The sequence below is a fragment of the Arthrobacter sp. HS15c genome, assembly GCF_040812005.1.
GTDB lineage: Bacteria > Actinomycetota > Actinomycetes > Actinomycetales > Micrococcaceae > Arthrobacter.
The window spans coordinates 132,549-148,828 of sequence record NZ_JBFOHM010000009.1; the positions used below are offsets into that span (position 1 = coordinate 132,549).

Genomic DNA, 16,280 nt, shown 5'->3' on the forward strand with positions numbered 1-16,280 from the left:
GGGCACTACCTGCGGCGCCCAGCCACCAGCGTCACGGAGGCAGCCGCCAGGACAATTGCCCCCACCACGGCGCCCACCATGTTCAGCCCCAGGTAGCCGGCACCGCTGAGCACCAGGCCCGACGTCGCCCCGCCCACCGCACCGGCAACGCCCATAAGCATGTCCGACACGCCCTGGACCACAACCCGGGACTCCTGGCCGACACTTTCGGCCAGGAGGGTGGAGCCGGAAATGGTGGACGCGGACCAGCCCACGCCCAGCAGGACCAGTCCCACGGCTACGGCCACCGTGGAGGACTGGCCGAAGCCTGCCACCGCCACTGCGGCGATCAGCGTGGTGAAGCCGATCATGATCGTTTCGGTCCGGCCGGCCTTGTCCGTCAGCCAGCCCATGACCGGTGAGAGCGCAAACATGCCCGCGATATGCAGGGAGATCGTGAACCCGATGATCACCAGCACATCGCCGGTGGCGGCGTGCCCTGCATGCCCGGGACCCGCCACAAGCTCCTGCAGGTGCAGCGGCGTCATGGACATCACGCCCACCATCACGGCATGCGCTCCGACGACGGCGGCCAGCGCCAGCCACGCTGCCCTGGACTGCCGGATCGCCCGCATTCCGCGGACCAGTGAACCGCCGCGACGGCTGCCGGGAGGGGCAGCCGGGACCAGCGGTCCGTCCGCCCCGACTCCCCGGCGTGAGGCGAGCTCCCGGGCAAGCAGCAGGGGGTCCGGCCTGAGGCCGGCAAAGAGCAGGATAGTGGCCAGCAGGAGTCCGGCCGCCGAAATGACGAAGGGACCGGCCACCGGCGGCAGTCCGAGGGCCTGCCCCACCACGGCGCCTGGCTGGATCAGGTTCGGCCCGGCAACAGCGCCCACAGTCACTGCCCACACCACGGTGGACAGCGCCCGGCCGCGGTGGTCGGCATCCGCAAGGTCGACGGCGGCGAAACGCGCCTGGAGGCTGGCAGCGGTCCCTATGCCAATGCCTGCAGCGCCCAGCACGAGCAGGACAAACACGCCGGATACGACTGACAGGACGATGAGCACGGTGCCGAGCATGGCGGCGGACAGGCCCGTGACCTGTCCGATCCGGCGTCCCCGGCGGTCGGCGAGTGAGGCAAGCGGCAGCGCGGCCAGCGCTGCACCGAGCGTCATGACGGTGGCCACGGAGCCGGCCCAGGCCGTGGAGCCCGAGAGTTCCACGGCAAGGATTGAGCCGATGGAAACGGTTGCTCCCGTGCCGATGCCTGCGAAAACCTGGGCCACGCTCAGCAGCGCCACGGTGCGCCGCTGCACCTGGCGCACTCCGCTTTCGGTCATCACAGTGCCGGCCATGGTCCGAGCATAGCCCCCGGCGGCCACGTCCTACAGGGGCAGTTTTAAGCCAATAATCCCGGCCGCGCTGCGGCCGGGATTATTAGGGACATGCGGTACGCGGAGTGAACCGCGCGGAAAGCCTACTCGACGTCGCTGAGGCTCTTCTTGGCGTCTTCCTCGAGGCGCGGGTCCAGGTGGGCCGTCTTCGCCTTGGAACTTAGGAGGCTGGCAACCACGGCAACGATGATAGTGCCCACGATGACGGCCAGGGACACGAAGGTCGGAATCTCCGGTGCCCATTCGATGTGGTGGCCACCGTTGATGAACGGCAGTTCGTTCACGTGCATTGCGTGCAGCACCAGCTTCACGCCGATGAACGCCAGGATGAATGACAGCGCGTGCTTGAGGTAGATCAGGCGGTTCATCAGGCCACCCAGCAGGAAGTACAGCTGGCGCAGGCCCATCAGGGCGAACAGGTTGGCGGTGAACACGATGAACGGGCTCTGGGTCAAGCCGAAGATCGCCGGGATGGAGTCAACCGCGAAGAGGAGGTCGGTCAGGCCGATCGTAATGAAAACGATCAGCATCGGGGTGAAGACCTTCTTGCCGTTCACCTCGGTGCGCAGCTTGCCGCCGTCGAAGTTCTGCGACATGGGGATGACCTTGCGGATCCGGGCGATGAGCGGGTTTTCCTTGTCCTCTTCGTCCTCGCCTTCATCCTGGGCCTGCTTCCACGCGGTCCAGAGCAGGAAGGCGCCGAAGATGTAGAACACCCAGCTGAACTGCTCGATCACGATGGCGCCGAGCAGGATGAAGATGCCACGCAGGATCAGGGCGATGATGATGCCCACCATCAGCACTTCCTGCTGGTATTTCCGAGGCACGGAGAACCGGGCCATGATGATGATGAAGACAAACAGGTTGTCGATGCTGAGGCTGTATTCCGTGACCCAGCCGGCCACGAACTGGCCGCCGAACTCGGCGTTGGTGAAGGCGAACATGGCACCGGCGAACGCGAGGGCGAGGGATACGTAGAACGCCACCCACAGCCCGGCTTCCTTCATGGAAGGTTCATGGGGACGCCGGATGACCAGCAAAAGATCGATCAGGAGGATCAGGCCAAGGACGACAAGGGAGCCGACCTCGAACCACACGGGCAAATCGAGCACAGGGTAGCCTTTCGCAGGGTACAGAGAAGCGGTGTAAGTCTCTCCGGCCAGCCTGTGCACTTGGTGCTGATGTGGCGGCCCGCTACGCCCGGCCAGGCAACCATGCCTGGCGTGTTGACGATCGTAGCGCTCGGGATACTCCCCTACGTGACGTTAACTGTACAGCAGGCGGCACCCCACGTTCGAACATGTTTCGCCGGTACATTCCGCAGCGAAACGTATCCCTCCCGCCGTGCTAGGCGTGGCCGGCCGCCTGCATCTGCCGGAGCTCCTTCTTGAGCTCGCTGACTTCGTCGCGGATCCGGGCCGCAACCTCGAACTGGAGTTCGGCGGCGGCGCCATGCATCTGTTCAGTCAGCTGCTCGATCAGGCCAACGAGGTCCTCCGCCGGAGCCGCGGCCAGGCCGTCTGCGCGGACCTGGGCCGCGCCCTTCGCGGCGGACTTACCACGCTTGGCGCCCTTCGCCAGACGGTTGTTGTTGAGCAGCTCCTGGGTGTCGGCGTCTTCCTTGGCCAGCTGGTCGGTAATGTCGGCGATCTTCTTCCGCAGCGGCTGCGGATCGATGCCCTTTTCCGTGTTGTAGGCCACCTGGATGGCACGGCGCCGGTTGGTCTCGTCGATGGCGTGGGCCATGGAATCGGTGATGCGGTCGGCGTACATGTGCACCTGGCCGGACACGTTGCGGGCGGCACGGCCGATGGTCTGGATGAGCGAGGTGGAGGACCGCAGGAAGCCTTCCTTGTCCGCGTCCAGGATGCTCACCAGCGAAACCTCGGGCAGGTCAAGGCCTTCGCGGAGCAGGTTGATGCCCACCAGGACGTCGAAGACGCCCATCCGGAGCTCCCGGAGCAGTTCCACCCGCCGGAGCGTGTCGACGTCGGAGTGCAGGTATTCGACCTTGATGCCGTGGCCCAGCAGGTAGTCGGTGAGGTCCTCGGCCATGCGTTTGGTCAGTGTGGTCACCAGGACGCGTTCGTTCTTCGCTGTCCGCGTCTTGATCTCGCCCAGCAGGTCATCGATCTGGCCCTTGGTGGGCTTGACCACCACCTCGGGGTCGATCAGGCCGGTGGGCCGGATGATCTGCTGCACGAAGCCGTCGGCCTTGCCGAGTTCGTACTTGCCGGGGGTGGCGGACAGGTAGACGGTCTGGCCGACGCGTTCAAGGAACTCATCCCATTTAAGCGGGCGGTTGTCCATGGCCGAAGGCAGGCGGAAGCCGAAGTCCACGAGGTTCCGCTTGCGGGACATGTCGCCTTCATACATGGCGCCGATCTGCGGCACGGTGACATGGGATTCGTCGATCACCAGCAGGAAGTCGTCCGGGAAGTAGTCGATGAGGCAGTGCGGCGCGGTCCCGCGGGCGCGGCCATCGATATGCGACGAGTAGTTCTCGATGCCGTTGCAGAAGCCCATCTGCTGCATCATTTCGAGGTCGTAGGTGGTGCGCATCCGGAGCCGCTGGGCTTCCACCAGCTTGTTCTGGCTTTCCAGGACCTGCAGCCGCTCGGCGAGTTCGTCCTCGATCCGCTTGATGGCCCGGGCCATCCGCTCGGGACCGGCCACATAGTGCGAGGCCGGGAAGACGTACATTTCCTCTTCGTCCCGGATCATCTCGCCAGTGAGCGGATGGAGGGTGTGGATGTTCTCGATCTCGTCGCCGAAGAATTCGATCCGGATGGCCAGTTCCTCGTACATCGGGATGATTTCCACGGTGTCGCCGCGGACCCGGAACGTGCCGCGGTGGAAGTCCATGTCGTTGCGGGCGTACTGCATGGCGACGAACTTCCGGAGCAGGTCGTCGCGGTTCATCTGCGCACCCTTGCGGAGCGTGACCATGCCCGCGATGTACTCTTCCGGGGTGCCGAGGCCGTAGATGCAGGACACCGTGGCAACAACGATCACGTCGCGGCGGGTCAGCAGGGCGTTGGTGGCGGAGTGGCGGAGACGTTCCACTTCCTCGTTGATGGAGGAGTCCTTCTCGATGAAGGTGTCCGTCTGGGCTACGTACGCCTCAGGCTGGTAGTAGTCGTAGTAGGAGACGAAGTATTCCACCGCGTTGTTGGGCAGCAGTTCACGGAATTCGTTGGCGAGCTGGGCGGCCAGGGTCTTGTTCTGCACCATGACCAGGGTGGGCCGCTGGACCTGTTCGATCAGCCAGGCCGTGGTGGCGCTCTTGCCGGTACCGGTGGCGCCGAGCAGGACAACGTCCTTTTCGCCGTTCTTGATGCGCTCCGTCAGCTCGGTGATGGCTGCCGGCTGGTCGCCGGCAGGCTGGAACTCGCTGATGACCTCGAAGGGCGCGACAACTCGGTTGATTTCCTGGGCAAGGCTCATGAATCTAATCTACAACCGGGGACCGACAGGAACAGCCGGATCAGTTACCGGCGAACAGGGTACGACGGCGGCACCCACCCCGTGCGGCGGGCCCACTCCTCCATCAGCGGCCAGGCAACGTCCGTGAACCACGGTTCCTTCGCGTCCGCGTACCTGGCTGTGCCCGTATCGCCGGAATGCCGCGCGGACAGTTCGCGTTTATGCGCTTCGTACATCACGACGGCGGCGGGGTCGCTGCGCAGCCAGTCCCGGAACAGCAGCGCATACCGCCAGCCCGGCGTGCCGGCCGCGCGGACGTGGAGGTTCACGGCCCTGCCTGGGTCGGCGTTCGCGTGAAACCGCTTCTGCCACTGCTCCGGATCGGGCTGCTCCGGCTTGGGCGTGTCAGCCTGGACCCCTGGAACGGACGGGAATCCGGCCGCGGCCAAGGCAGGGCCGATCCGGTCCGCGACGGCGAGATCGGGCACGGTGACCTGGAGGTCCAGGACGTCCTTTGCCGCCAGCCCGGGCACTGCCGTGGAGCCGATGTGGTCAACACCCAAAATGTCGCCCGGGGCGGCGGCCAGGATCCGCGCCCCGATCCGTGCCGCCTGGTATGCCCAGTCAGCCTGGTGGGCCCGCAGCACCGGCCCGTCTGTGCGGCGGGCGCGGACCCCCCGCCGGAGGTTGTCCGCGAAGGGCCGGAGCCTGTCAGCCCAGAGTGAGTCCACCATGGCAAGCAACTGGTCCCGGGTTCCCGCGTTGTCCAGCACCACGTCAGCGGCGGCGTTGCGCTGTTCCCGGCTGGCCTGGGCGGCCATGCGGGAATCGGCTTCGCCGGGGGTCATTCCGCGGTGTTCCGCCATGCGCCGGATCCGGACGTCGTCCGGGGCGTCGACGACCAGGACGAGGTGGAAACTGTTGCCCTGGCCGGTTTCGACGAGGAGGGGAATGTCCTGGACTACGATGTCGCCGTCGCCCGCTGCGGCAACGATGCCGGCAGCAGCTTCGCGGACCAGCGGATGCACGATGCCGTTAAGCACGGCAAGCTTCGCGGCGTCACCAAAGACCACGGCGCCGAGCCGGGCCCGGTCCAGCCGCCCTGCCTCGTCCAGCATCTCCGGGCCGAAGGCTTCCACGACGCGCGCCAGTCCCGGCGTTCCCGGCTCAACCACCTCCCGGGCAAGCGCGTCGGCGTCAACGAGCACGGCGCCGAGCTCCGCCAGGCGCGCGGCCACCACTGACTTCCCAGAGGCGATCCCGCCCGTCAACCCGATCTTCAGCACGCCACCAGCCTATCCGCACGTCTGGGTTCCCTGGCCGGGCGCACCGAGGTGCGCGGCGGTGGGGCCTAGACTCGGATGGTGCAACAGCAAGAGAGCCGAACCGCGTCGTACACCACCCTGGCGGCGGGCCCGGACTTCCGGCACGAGATCGACATCAAACGGTCCAGGTTCATCACGGTGCTGCGGCGCGCCAGCAACGAGGATTCCGCCCGCGGCCTGGTGGCCGGCCTGCGCCGGGAATTCCACGACGCCCGCCACCACTGCTCAGCGTTTGTCCTCGGGGCGGATCGGGAGATCCAGCGCTCGAATGACGACGGCGAGCCGTCCGGCACCGCAGGCATTCCGATGCTGGAAGCAATCATCAAACGGGAAACCACGCCGGGACATGCGGACCTCAGCGACGTCAGCGCCGTCGTCGTACGCTATTTTGGCGGCATTCTGCTGGGCGCCGGCGGACTGGTCCGTGCCTATTCGGAGTCGGTGTCCGCGGCACTGGAACGCGCGCCGCTTGTGCAGCGCCGCCGGCTGCGGATCTGCGAGGCGTCCGTTCCCCATGCAGCTGCCGGCCGCCTGGAGAATGACCTGCGGGCCGCAGGGTTTGTCATGGCGGAAACGAGCTATGGCGCCCGGCACACCGTCCTGCGCCTGGCCATCCCGGACGGGCAGGCTGACATCGCCGCAGCGTCAGAAAGGGTCCTGTCCCTCACCGCCGGTAAGGCCGCGCTGATGCCCGGCGGAACGGAGTGGGTCGATGTCCCGCTCCCCTGACGTCCGGCTGGCCGACGTCGACGAACCCATGCTGGAGCGGCTCCTGGCGCTGGCCATGGACGACGCGTCGCCGGATGAAGTCACTCCCCCGCTCGGCGTCGGGACCGGGTGGAACGCCGAACGGATTGACTGGTTCCGCGCCTACCACCGGGCCGCGGCGGCGGGCCTGGACGGGCCTGCCAGGGAAAAGAGCTGGGCCGTTCTGTGCGACGGCAGCCCCGCCGGTTCCGTCAGGCTGAAACGTACCGGGCCCGATTCAGTGGAAACAGGCATCTGGCTGGGCCGAAACGTCCGCGGCCAGGGCATCGGGCGGACCGTGATCCGGCTGGTGGCTGCCAAGGCCGCATCCGCCGGTGCGGCCGTCCTGGTGGCGGAAACAACGGCTGGCAACGAAGCAGCCCAGGGCCTGCTTCGCTCGGCAGGCGCGACCCTCGTCCGAGGCCCCGGTGCCGTCACGGCACGACTGGAGCTCCGCTAGCAGCGGGCGCGGATTCGCACGGACTTCACGTCACGGCGCCGCGGGAATAGCATCAGGAAATGGACGGCGAAGTTCATCACCCGGTCACCGGACGTCAGCTCTCCCGGCTGCGTTCGGCACTGCGGCTTCCTGTCATCACTCCTGACGATGCGCCATACGCCGCACAGAGCAGGGTCTGGAACGCGATGATCGACCGCCGGCCCGCACTCGTCGCCACCTGCACTGACGCTGCCGAAGTCCAAACCGCGATACGTTTCGCACGCGAGCACCTGCTTGAGGTGGCCGTGCGCGGCGGTGGCCACAGCCTGCCCGGCTTCGGCACGAGCGACGGCGGGATGGTCATTTCACTGGCGGGACTGAAGGACATCAGCATCGACCCCGCCTCCCGGAAGGTAGGTGTGGGAGGCGGCTGCCTCCTCGGCGAAATCGACCGGCGCACCCAGGAATTCGGTCTCGCCGTCCCGGCGGGGGTGGTTTCGCATACCGGGATCGGGGGCCTTTCCCTCGGCGGAGGAGTCGGGCTGCTCATGAGCCGGTACGGGCTGACGATCGACCACCTGCTTTCCGCGGAGGTGGTCACCGCCGAGGGCCGGCTCGTGCACGCCTCGGCGGACGAGAACGCCGACCTGTTCTGGGCACTGCGCGGAGGCGGCGGCAACTTCGGCGTCGTCACGGGCTTCGAATTCCAGGCCCGGCAGGTGGACCGGGACGTGCTCGCCCTGCTGCTTGCCTGGCCCCTGGACCAGGCCCACGAGGTATTCGAACGCTACCTCGACTTTGTCGAGGACGCGCCGCGTGAGCTGACCTCCCTGATCTTCCTGTTCAACGTCCCTCCGGGCGATCCGTATCCGGCAGCGATGCATGGAGCCCCTGCCGTCGGAGTAGCCGGGATGTGGTGCGGGGGCGTTGCTGACGGTTTCGCGGCTGTGCGGCCCCTGCGCGAATACGGTCCACCGGCCATCGATCTCAGCGGCCAGCGGACGTTCCTGTTCATGCAGTCCATGTCGGACGAACAGTATCCGTGGGGCCGCCGTTACTACATGAAGACCGGCCTGATGGAAGCCCTGCCCCGCGCCGCCGTCGAACTCGCGGTGGAAGCCTTCACCAACGCACCCCACCAGGCCCTGGAGATCGATTTCCACCACCTGGGAGGAGCAATCAGCGACGTCGACGTTTCCGCCACGGCCTTCGCACACCGGACTGCCCGGTTCGCCTACGACTTGCCCGCCGCCTGGGACAACCCCGGCGACGACCAGGCCATGGTCGAGTGGACAAGACACACCGCCCGGGCTCTGGACGCCTACGTGACCGGCGGCAGTTACCTCAATGTGGAAGCGGACACCGGGTCAGAGGTCAGCCGGCGCGGCTGGGGAGGGAACTGGCAGCGCCTTGTCGCCGTCAAGAGGCAGTATGACCCCACGAATTTCTTCCACCTCAACCCGAACATCGACCCGGCACGGGGCTGACCCGCGGCGTGCGTGCTGCCGGCTGGGCGCCGCGCCGGTTCTTTCCGCTTCGGGCCACCCAGCAAAAAGGACCCCCGCCACATGGCGGGGGTCCTTTTGTTGGCTATTCAGCTGTTCCCCGTGAAGGGAAAGGCGGAATTAGTTGCCGGTCAGCTTCTCGCGCAGAGCGGCAAGAGCCTCGTCCGAAGCAAGCGTGCCTGCACCGGTCTCGGCTGCAGCAGGCTCGGAGGAGTAGCTGGTGGTGCCGGAATCGCTGTCACCGGACGTTGCAGCTGCAGCGTCGTCGGCAGCGTGCTGGGCAACCTGCTTCTTGTGTGCTTCCCAGCGGGTCTGGGCGTCAGCGTACTGCTGCTCCCAGGCGGCGCGCTGGTTCTCGTAGCCTTCAAGCCACTCGTTGGACTCCGGGTCGAAGCCCTCCGGGTACTTGTAGTTGCCCTCTTCGTCGTACTCAGCGGCCATGCCGTAGAGAGCCGGATCGAATTCGGTGCTGTCGGCGTCAACGCCCTCGTTAGCCTGCTTGAGGGAGAGGGAGATGCGGCGGCGCTCGAGGTCGATGTCGATGACCTTGACGAACAGCTCGTCACCAACGGAGACAACCTGCTCGGCCAGCTCCACGTGGCGGACAGCCAGTTCGGAGATGTGCACGAGGCCTTCGATGCCGTCTTCGACGCGAACGAACGCACCGAACGGAACGAGCTTGGTGACCTTACCCGGAACAACCTGGCCGAGGGCGTGGGTGCGGGCGAAGGTCTGCCACGGATCTTCCTGCGTAGCCTTGAGCGACAGGGAAACACGCTCGCGGTCCAGGTCGACCTCGAGAACCTCGACGGTGACTTCCTGGCCAACTTCGACAACCTCGGACGGGTGGTCGATGTGCTTCCAGGACAGCTCGGAAACGTGGACGAGGCCGTCTACGCCGCCCAGGTCCACGAATGCACCGAAGTTGACGATGGAGGAAACGACGCCGGGACGGACCTGGCCCTTTTCCAGCTTGTTGAGGAACGTGGAGCGGACCTCGGACTGGGTCTGCTCGAGCCATGCACGGCGGGACAGCACAACGTTGTTGCGGTTCTTGTCCAGCTCGATGATCTTGGCTTCGATCTGCTGACCGATGTACGGAGCAAGGTCGCGCACACGGCGCATCTCGACGAGGGATGCGGGCAGGAAGCCGCGCAGACCGATGTCGAGGATAAGACCACCCTTGACAACCTCGATGACGGTACCGGTGACAACACCGTCTTCTTCCTTGACCTTCTCGATGTCGCCCCAGGCGCGCTCGTACTGAGCACGCTTCTTGGAGAGGATCAGGCGGCCTTCTTTGTCTTCCTTGGTGAGCACCAGGGCTTCGACGAGATCGCCAACGGAGACAACGTCTCCGGGATCAACGTCGTGCTTGATGGACAGCTCGCGGGAGGGGATGACACCTTCGGTCTTGTAACCGATGTCGAGCAGAACTTCATCGCGGTCGACCTTGACGACGGTACCTTCGACGAGGTCTCCGTCGTTGAAGTACTTGATGGTGGCGTCGACTGCTGCGAGGAAGTCCTCAGCGGTACCGATGTCGTTAATCGCGACTACGGGGGTACCGGGCTTCTCGGTGGAGGTGATGGTCATGTAGTAGGGGCTCCGTTGTGGATAGTTAGTCGGTCAGGCAAACCACCGCGCCCACGTTATGGAACGCAGGCGCAGGTCTCGGCAGCTCGCAAGGATCTGCCGGGTCATCCTGATTTTGTGGATTCTAGAAACGCGCACGTAGTACGCGCCCACTTATTCTAGTCGCAGCGGCCAACGGGGGTCAAAGCGCGGGCAGCACATCGACCAGCCGGGCAAAAGTGGTCCCGCCGCCCTGCAGCCGCGGCAGCGACTGCCGGAAGCCGGCCGCCGTGCCGCTGCCCGGCTTGTTGAAGTGCGCAATGACAATGTCTCCAGGTCCTGTGGCAGACAACGCGGACGCGACTGCTGCCGGCGGCAGCGTGGCACCGGCGTCGGCGTTGATGCTGAAGTTCACCGGCAGCATGCCCAGGCGACGGGTCATCCCCGCAGCCACTTCGTCGTAGTAGGCCGTGCCTGCCCGGAAAAAGCGTGAGGGCCGCCCTGCCGCATCCAGGAGCACTTCCTGGCACTTCGTCAGCTCGTCGTAAGCGTCGGCGACACCAGCGGTGCCTGCGATGCCGTACGCGGATTTGCCGGAGACCGACAGCGGCCGGTGAAGCCAGCCATGGTTGGCCAGTTCAAAGAGCGGGTCTGCCCCCAGTTCTGCGGCGAGGTTCCGGTTTGCCTGGATCCACCGCGCGTTCACAAAAAGGGTGGCCGGAATGTTCAACTTCCGCAGCACGGCAAGCAACTCCTGGTCAACGCCGGATCCGCCAGGGCCGCCGCAGGCGTCCAGGGTGATAACGGCCTGGCGGGTCGGTGATTTGGTGACCACACCCGTCACCGCCAGGCCCCATTCGGTGGGCCGCCGGCCGGAAAACTCCGCCACGAGCTGGGCCTTCGACGGCGGCGGCACCACTAGCGGCGTCTCTGGGAGGGGCTGGGTTGGCCCCGGCAATTCCTCCGCTGGCGCAGCCTGCCCCGGCGGGACTGCCGCGGCCAGGTCCTGTTGTTCATCCGGTGCGGCCGGCCCGCCGGTCCCGGTTGCAGTCGGTGCAGCACACGCCGACACCGCAGCAAATACGCCCGAAGTAAGGCCAAACACAATCGCCCGGCGGCTGGTCAGCCCCGGCACGGCAATATCCCCCATGGATTTGTCCTTGGATGAGGCAGGAGCCCCTAGAAGTGGGTCAGGCAGTGCGTGGCACGCTCAACCGCAAACAAGCCACGAGCCTGGAGCGCCGCGCCCTGCATGTGTTCGCGGATCCGCCCAGCTGCCGCCAGCGTAACCGGGCAGACCGCACCAAGATAAATTGATGACAGTGCTGAGACGTCCAGGGTCAGGTCCGGCTGTTCCTCCGCTTCAAGGCCCACGACGGCGGCCTCACCGCCGCTGACCTGCACGGCGTAAGTCCCAGCCGTGAGCCCCAGCGGGTCGTGCACTTCCAGCACCAGCCGCCCGTCCACTGGATAACGCCGGGCTTCCAGTGCCTTGGGGACGTCCAGGATGCGGAGCCAGAGCATGTCCCTGCCGTCCGAGGACTCGATGCACCGCGGATCGGCCAGCGCCCAGGCCAGCGGATCGTCCACCGGAGCCTCTGCCCACGTGACCCGTTCCACCAGGTCGATGGCGCCCAGGAACTGCCACAGCTCCAGGTACGCCTCGTTGGTGGCGGCCACGAGGTCCACCACTTCGACGGTGTAGGGCTCGGTGTCCCAGCCCAGGAATTTGTAGGAGACGTAGCCGTCCACGGTGTTGCCGGGTCCGTAGTGCAGTGCCACCTTGACGGCCGGATCCTCCTTGCCGTCCCGGCCCAGGGATCCAGAGGCCAGCTGGCGGTACCACTCCTGGCGGCCGATCGATCCCGGTGTTATGCGGTGGACGCGTTCAAAGATTTCGGGCGCCACGTCCAGCAGCACCTTGGGATCAGCAACCTCCACAGTGCCCACAGCCTGGTGGTTCAGCTGGAACCGGGCGGTGGTATCCACCTTCACGGTGCGTTCGAAGCTGGCCACCCCGTAGCCGAACCGTCCGTAAATTGACCCTTCGGACGCGGTCAGTGCGGCTATCGCCAAGCCGTCGCGCCGGGCCATGTCCAGGTCCTCGGACATCATGCGGCGCAGCAGGCCGCGGCGCCGGTGAGAGGTCCGCACCGTCACGGCGGTGACCATCTGGGTTTCCAGCATCCGGCCGAAGCCAATGTTGAGGGTTTTGCGGAGCGTGCCGAACGTTGCCACCGGGACGTCGGCCGGGAGGGACCCGGGGGCCACCTCACCGGTCTGGTACGCACCGGTCAGGACACGGCGGTCAGCCCGGTACGTCGCCAGGGATTTCGCCACATGCTCGGGCGTCCGGGTGGACTCGTGGAAGCCGAAAGCTACTGCCCTGACCCACTTTTCCGCTTCGGCGTATCCAGGTTCGTCCTTGGATACGGCGTCGAAGCGCCTGATTTCATAGTCCCCACTCAGTTCAGCCACACAGCCGAGCCTAACCAATCCATCCGGCCGGTGGCCACAGCAACACGCCAGTGCCGGCTGCAGGTGGGTCAGAGCCGCCGCACGGGCTGGCGCAGGATGGTCCTGAGCTTGTCCGGCGCCACCCTGCGGGCGTCGCTGAGGTAGATCTCGTGGTGCGGGCCGGCGAAGCCGAAGCCGTTGGCCGGCATGAACTCAGTGTGCAGCCGGTGCAGCGTGGGAGCCTCATCGGCGTAGCTGCCGATGTGCAGGATCTGCAGCGAAAGGCCTTCGTCGAGGGTCTCCAGACGGAGCAGGTCCAGCGCCGGAGCTTTCTTCGCCGCGGCCTTCGCAATGCCGTCGTGCACCTCGGCTGCACCGATCCAGTCCGGCTGCGGGATCATCATGGTCCACTTCCAGCTGTCTTTGTCACCCCGGGTGAACGCGCCAGGGTCGTCTGCTGTCCACAGGCCCTCCAGCGGCCCGACGGCGTAGTCCCGGCCCGCATGCTTGCTGGCGAACTTGACGGCGTAGGACACCGAATACAGGGCCTCGAGCGCGGCAGCGTAGGCGGGGGCCGTCCCCGGGTTGCCCTGCCCGTCCAGCATCAGGTAGTTCAGTGGAGGGACGGTGACGAGCTCGAAGCCCCGCGCGCGGGGCGCATACAGTTCCTTGGACTGTTTCCTGACGTCATACTTGTCCATTGCGCCCCGCCCGCCTTCCTGGCCACCGTCGTCCGGTAACCCGTCCGTTCCTAGTGGCCGGCGTCGTACCAGCTCGGCCCCACACCGATCTGGACGTCGAGCGGGACGCTCAGGTCCGCTGCGCCCGCCATCTGCTCGGTCACGAGCTTCTCCACCGCTTCCCGCTCGCCGGCGGCCACTTCCAGCACCAGTTCGTCATGGACCTGCAGGAGCATGCGTGATTTCAGGCCCTGGGCCGCGAGTTCGGAGTGCACGCCCAGCATGGCGCGCTTGATGATGTCCGCAGCCGAGCCCTGGATGGGCGAGTTCAGTGCGATGCGCTCCGCGTTCTCGCGCAACTGGCGGTCTGTGCTGGTGAGGTCCGGCAAGTACCGGCGACGCCCCTCGATGGTGGCGGTGTAGCCGTCAATCCGGGCCTGGTCCACCACGCCGCGGAGGTAGTCGCGGACGGCACCGAACCGGTCGAAGTAGTCCTTCATCAGGGTCCGTGCCTCATCGACGGAGATCTCCAGCTGCTTGGAGAGCCCAAACGAGGTCAGTCCGTAGGCGAGGCCGTAGGACATCGCCTTGACCTTGGACCGCATGGCGCTGGTGACCTGGTCTGTGGGGACGTGGAAGATGTTGGAGCCCACAAAGCGGTGGAGGTCCTCGCCTTCCAGGTACGCCTGGATCAGGCCGGCGTCACCCGAAAGGTGGGCCATGATGCGCATTTCGATCTGGGAGTAGTCCGCGGAGAGCAGGCACTCGTAGCCGTCGCTGACCACAAAGATGCCCCGGACGCGCCGGCCTTCCTCGCTGCGGATGGGGATGTTCTGCAGGTTCGGGTTGTTGGAGGAGATCCTGCCCGTGGCTGCCACGTTCTGCGCGTACGTGGTGTGGATCCGGCCGTCTTCCGTGACGGACTTCTTCAGTGATTCCAGCATCTGGCGCAGCTTCGAGGATTCCCGGTGGGCCATCAGCTGGACCAGGAATTCGTGGCCGGTCTTTTCCAGCAGGTTCTTCAGCGACGCCGCATCAGTGGTGTAGCCGGATTTGATCTTCTTGGTCTTGGGCAGCTGGAGTTCCTCGAAGAGGACAGTCTGCAGCTGCTTGGGCGACCCGAGGTTGACCTCGTGGCCGATTGCGGCGAACGCGAGTTCCTGGGCATTGTCGATCACCTTGGCGAGATCCGCCACCTGCTCGTCCATGCGCGGCATGTCGATGGCGATGCCCGCGAGTTCCATGTCGGCCAGGACCCGGCTGACGGGCAGCTCCAGGGTGGTGAGCAGGTCCGCGGCCTTACGTTCGGTCAATTCCGAATCGAAGAAACGGCTCAGGGCCTGGACCACCGCGGCCACCTGGACCAGTGCGCCGGCAGCGGCGGCGTCATCGCCGTCGAACGACAGCTCGAGCTGGCCGGCCTTCGCGGTCTCGGACGCGATGCTGATGTTGAGGTGGTGCTGGGCGAGTTCGGCGAGTTCGTAGGTGCGGCGGTCCGGCTGGATCAGGTAACCGGAGATAGACGTATCATCGACCACCCCTTCCAGGCCCAGGCCTCGGGTGGACAGGGCCTTCAACGCGGCCTTGTAGCCGTGCATGACCTTGGGGGCCTGGCTGTCCCGCAGCCAGCCCGCCAGGACGTTCTCGGCAGCGGCGTCCTGGGCGGCGAGGTCGATGTAGGCAGCGGCGTCGTCACGGACAATGGCCAGTGCGGCGGCGTCTTCTCCGATCCGGCCCGGCACCAGGTCCACGGCAACGGACGAGCGCTTGCCGGCGCCCGCTGCCAGGAAGGCCTCCAGTTCCGCTGCATCGGCGGGCGCCACATAGTCCGGGACGTCGATGCTCTCGCGCTCTGCCGATTCCACGGCGTCGCTGCCGTAGAGGGCAAAGAGCCGGGTGCGGATGGTCTTGAATTCCAGTTCGTCGAAGAGCTGCTCCAGGGCGGCCTCGTCCGGGCGGGGCTCGGCAAGTTCGTCCAGGGTTAGCGGAAGCTCGAGATCGGTGTGGAGCCGGTTCAGCCGCCGGTTGCGCTTGACTTCCTCGACGTTTTCGCGGAGGGCATCCCCCACCTTGCCGCCGATCGAATCCAGGTGCTCCAGGACCCCTTCGAGCCCGCCATAGAGGTTGATCCACTTCGCAGCGGTCTTGGGGCCGACGCCGGGGACGCCGGGGAGGTTGTCCGCGGTCTCCCCCACGAGGGCCGCGAGGTCCGAGTACTGCGGCGGGGTGACAAAGTACTTTTCCTGGATGGCGGCTGCGTCCAGCCGGGGAATGTCGCTGACGCCCTTCCGGGGGTAAAGCACAAAGACGTTGTCCGTAATCAGCTGGAAGGCGTCGCGGTCGCCGGTGACCAGGAGGACCTCGTAGCCTGCCTCTTCCCCCATGGCGGCGAGCGTTGCCAGGACGTCGTCAGCCTCATAGCCCGGCATCTTGATGGTTTTGATGCCCCAGGCGCCCATGACTTTGTCGATCAGGTCGATCTGGCCGCTCATTTCGCGTGGGGTCTCGTTGCGGCCGCCCTTGTATTCGCTGTACTCGGCCTTGCGGTGCGTGGTTTCGTCCGAGACGTCGAAGGCCACGGCGATGTGGGTGGGCTGCTGTTCCTTGATCAGGTTGATCAGCATGGACGTGAAACCGTGGATCGCGTTGGTGTGCTGCCCGTTGGCCGTGGAGAACTTATCCGCCGGCAGCGCGAAAAAGGCCCGGAACGCCATCGAGTGCCCGTCCAGCACCAGGAGCCGCGGCTGGCCGGT

Annotated in this window: 12 protein-coding genes; 3 read left to right on the forward strand and 9 right to left on the reverse strand. The window is 66.1% G+C overall.

Annotated elements, in window-relative coordinates; translation table 11 throughout:
• Nucleotides 1-5: 5 nt before the first annotated feature.
• The 4 genes from ABV518_RS16140 to coaE all read right to left on the reverse strand — a co-directional run bounded on the left by ABV518_RS16140 (nucleotide 6) and on the right by coaE (nucleotide 6,085).
• Nucleotides 6-1,334, reverse strand: coding sequence for an MFS transporter (locus ABV518_RS16140; protein WP_367768599.1), 1,329 nt, complete (start codon nucleotides 1,332-1,334; stop codon nucleotides 6-8).
• Between the two features lie 122 nt (nucleotides 1,335-1,456).
• Nucleotides 1,457-2,485 carry a TerC family protein gene (locus ABV518_RS16145; protein WP_367768601.1) on the reverse strand — a complete coding sequence of 343 codons (1,029 nt, stop codon included), beginning with the start codon at nucleotides 2,483-2,485 and terminating at the stop codon, nucleotides 1,457-1,459.
• Between the two features lie 235 nt (nucleotides 2,486-2,720).
• Nucleotides 2,721-4,820, reverse strand: coding sequence for an excinuclease ABC subunit UvrB (uvrB, locus tag ABV518_RS16150; protein WP_310164097.1), 2,100 nt, complete (start codon nucleotides 4,818-4,820; stop codon nucleotides 2,721-2,723).
• Nucleotides 4,821-4,864: 44 nt separating this feature from the next.
• Nucleotides 4,865-6,085, reverse strand: coding sequence for a dephospho-CoA kinase (gene coaE / locus ABV518_RS16155; RefSeq protein WP_367768604.1), 1,221 nt, complete (start codon nucleotides 6,083-6,085; stop codon nucleotides 4,865-4,867).
• Between the two features lie 75 nt (nucleotides 6,086-6,160).
• On the opposite strand from coaE, the gene ABV518_RS16160 reads away from it, so the two are divergent.
• Genes ABV518_RS16160 through ABV518_RS16170 form a run of 3 tightly spaced genes read left to right on the forward strand, consistent with a single transcriptional unit; the run spans nucleotide 6,161 to nucleotide 8,797 of the window.
• A complete protein-coding gene (locus ABV518_RS16160) occupies nucleotides 6,161-6,853 on the forward strand; it encodes a YigZ family protein (RefSeq protein ID WP_367768607.1) in 693 nt (230 codons plus the stop codon).
• Nucleotides 6,837-7,331, forward strand: a complete 495-nt coding sequence (locus ABV518_RS16165; protein WP_367768610.1) for a GNAT family N-acetyltransferase — start codon at nucleotides 6,837-6,839, stop codon at nucleotides 7,329-7,331. Before ABV518_RS16160 ends, ABV518_RS16165 begins: the two co-directional genes overlap by 17 nt.
• Nucleotides 7,332-7,390: 59 nt before the next feature.
• On the forward strand, nucleotides 7,391-8,797 hold the full coding sequence (locus tag ABV518_RS16170; RefSeq protein ID WP_367768613.1) for an FAD-binding oxidoreductase: 1,407 nt from the start codon (nucleotides 7,391-7,393) through the stop codon (nucleotides 8,795-8,797).
• 138 nt (nucleotides 8,798-8,935) lie between these two features.
• Here ABV518_RS16170 and rpsA read toward each other — a convergent pair whose 3' ends face one another.
• The 5 genes from rpsA to polA form a co-directional block, all read right to left on the reverse strand.
• Nucleotides 8,936-10,411 (reverse strand): 30S ribosomal protein S1, encoded by a 1,476-nt coding sequence (gene rpsA / locus ABV518_RS16175; RefSeq protein ID WP_131132914.1) that lies wholly within the window; start codon nucleotides 10,409-10,411, stop codon nucleotides 8,936-8,938.
• A 181-nt stretch (nucleotides 10,412-10,592) separates the two neighbouring features.
• Nucleotides 10,593-11,540 carry a polysaccharide deacetylase family protein gene (locus ABV518_RS16180; protein ID WP_367768616.1) on the reverse strand — a complete coding sequence of 316 codons (948 nt, stop codon included), beginning with the start codon at nucleotides 11,538-11,540 and terminating at the stop codon, nucleotides 10,593-10,595.
• A gap of 29 nt (nucleotides 11,541-11,569) precedes the next feature.
• Nucleotides 11,570-12,868, reverse strand: a complete 1,299-nt coding sequence (locus ABV518_RS16185) for a GNAT family N-acetyltransferase (protein WP_367768618.1) — start codon at nucleotides 12,866-12,868, stop codon at nucleotides 11,570-11,572.
• Nucleotides 12,869-12,936: 68 nt separating this feature from the next.
• Nucleotides 12,937-13,548, reverse strand: coding sequence for a GyrI-like domain-containing protein (locus tag ABV518_RS16190; RefSeq protein WP_367768621.1), 612 nt, complete (start codon nucleotides 13,546-13,548; stop codon nucleotides 12,937-12,939).
• A 50-nt stretch (nucleotides 13,549-13,598) separates the two neighbouring features.
• Nucleotides 13,599-16,241, reverse strand: coding sequence for a DNA polymerase I (gene polA, locus ABV518_RS16195; RefSeq protein ID WP_367768998.1), 2,643 nt, complete (start codon nucleotides 16,239-16,241; stop codon nucleotides 13,599-13,601).
• Nucleotides 16,242-16,280: the final 39 nt, after the last annotated feature.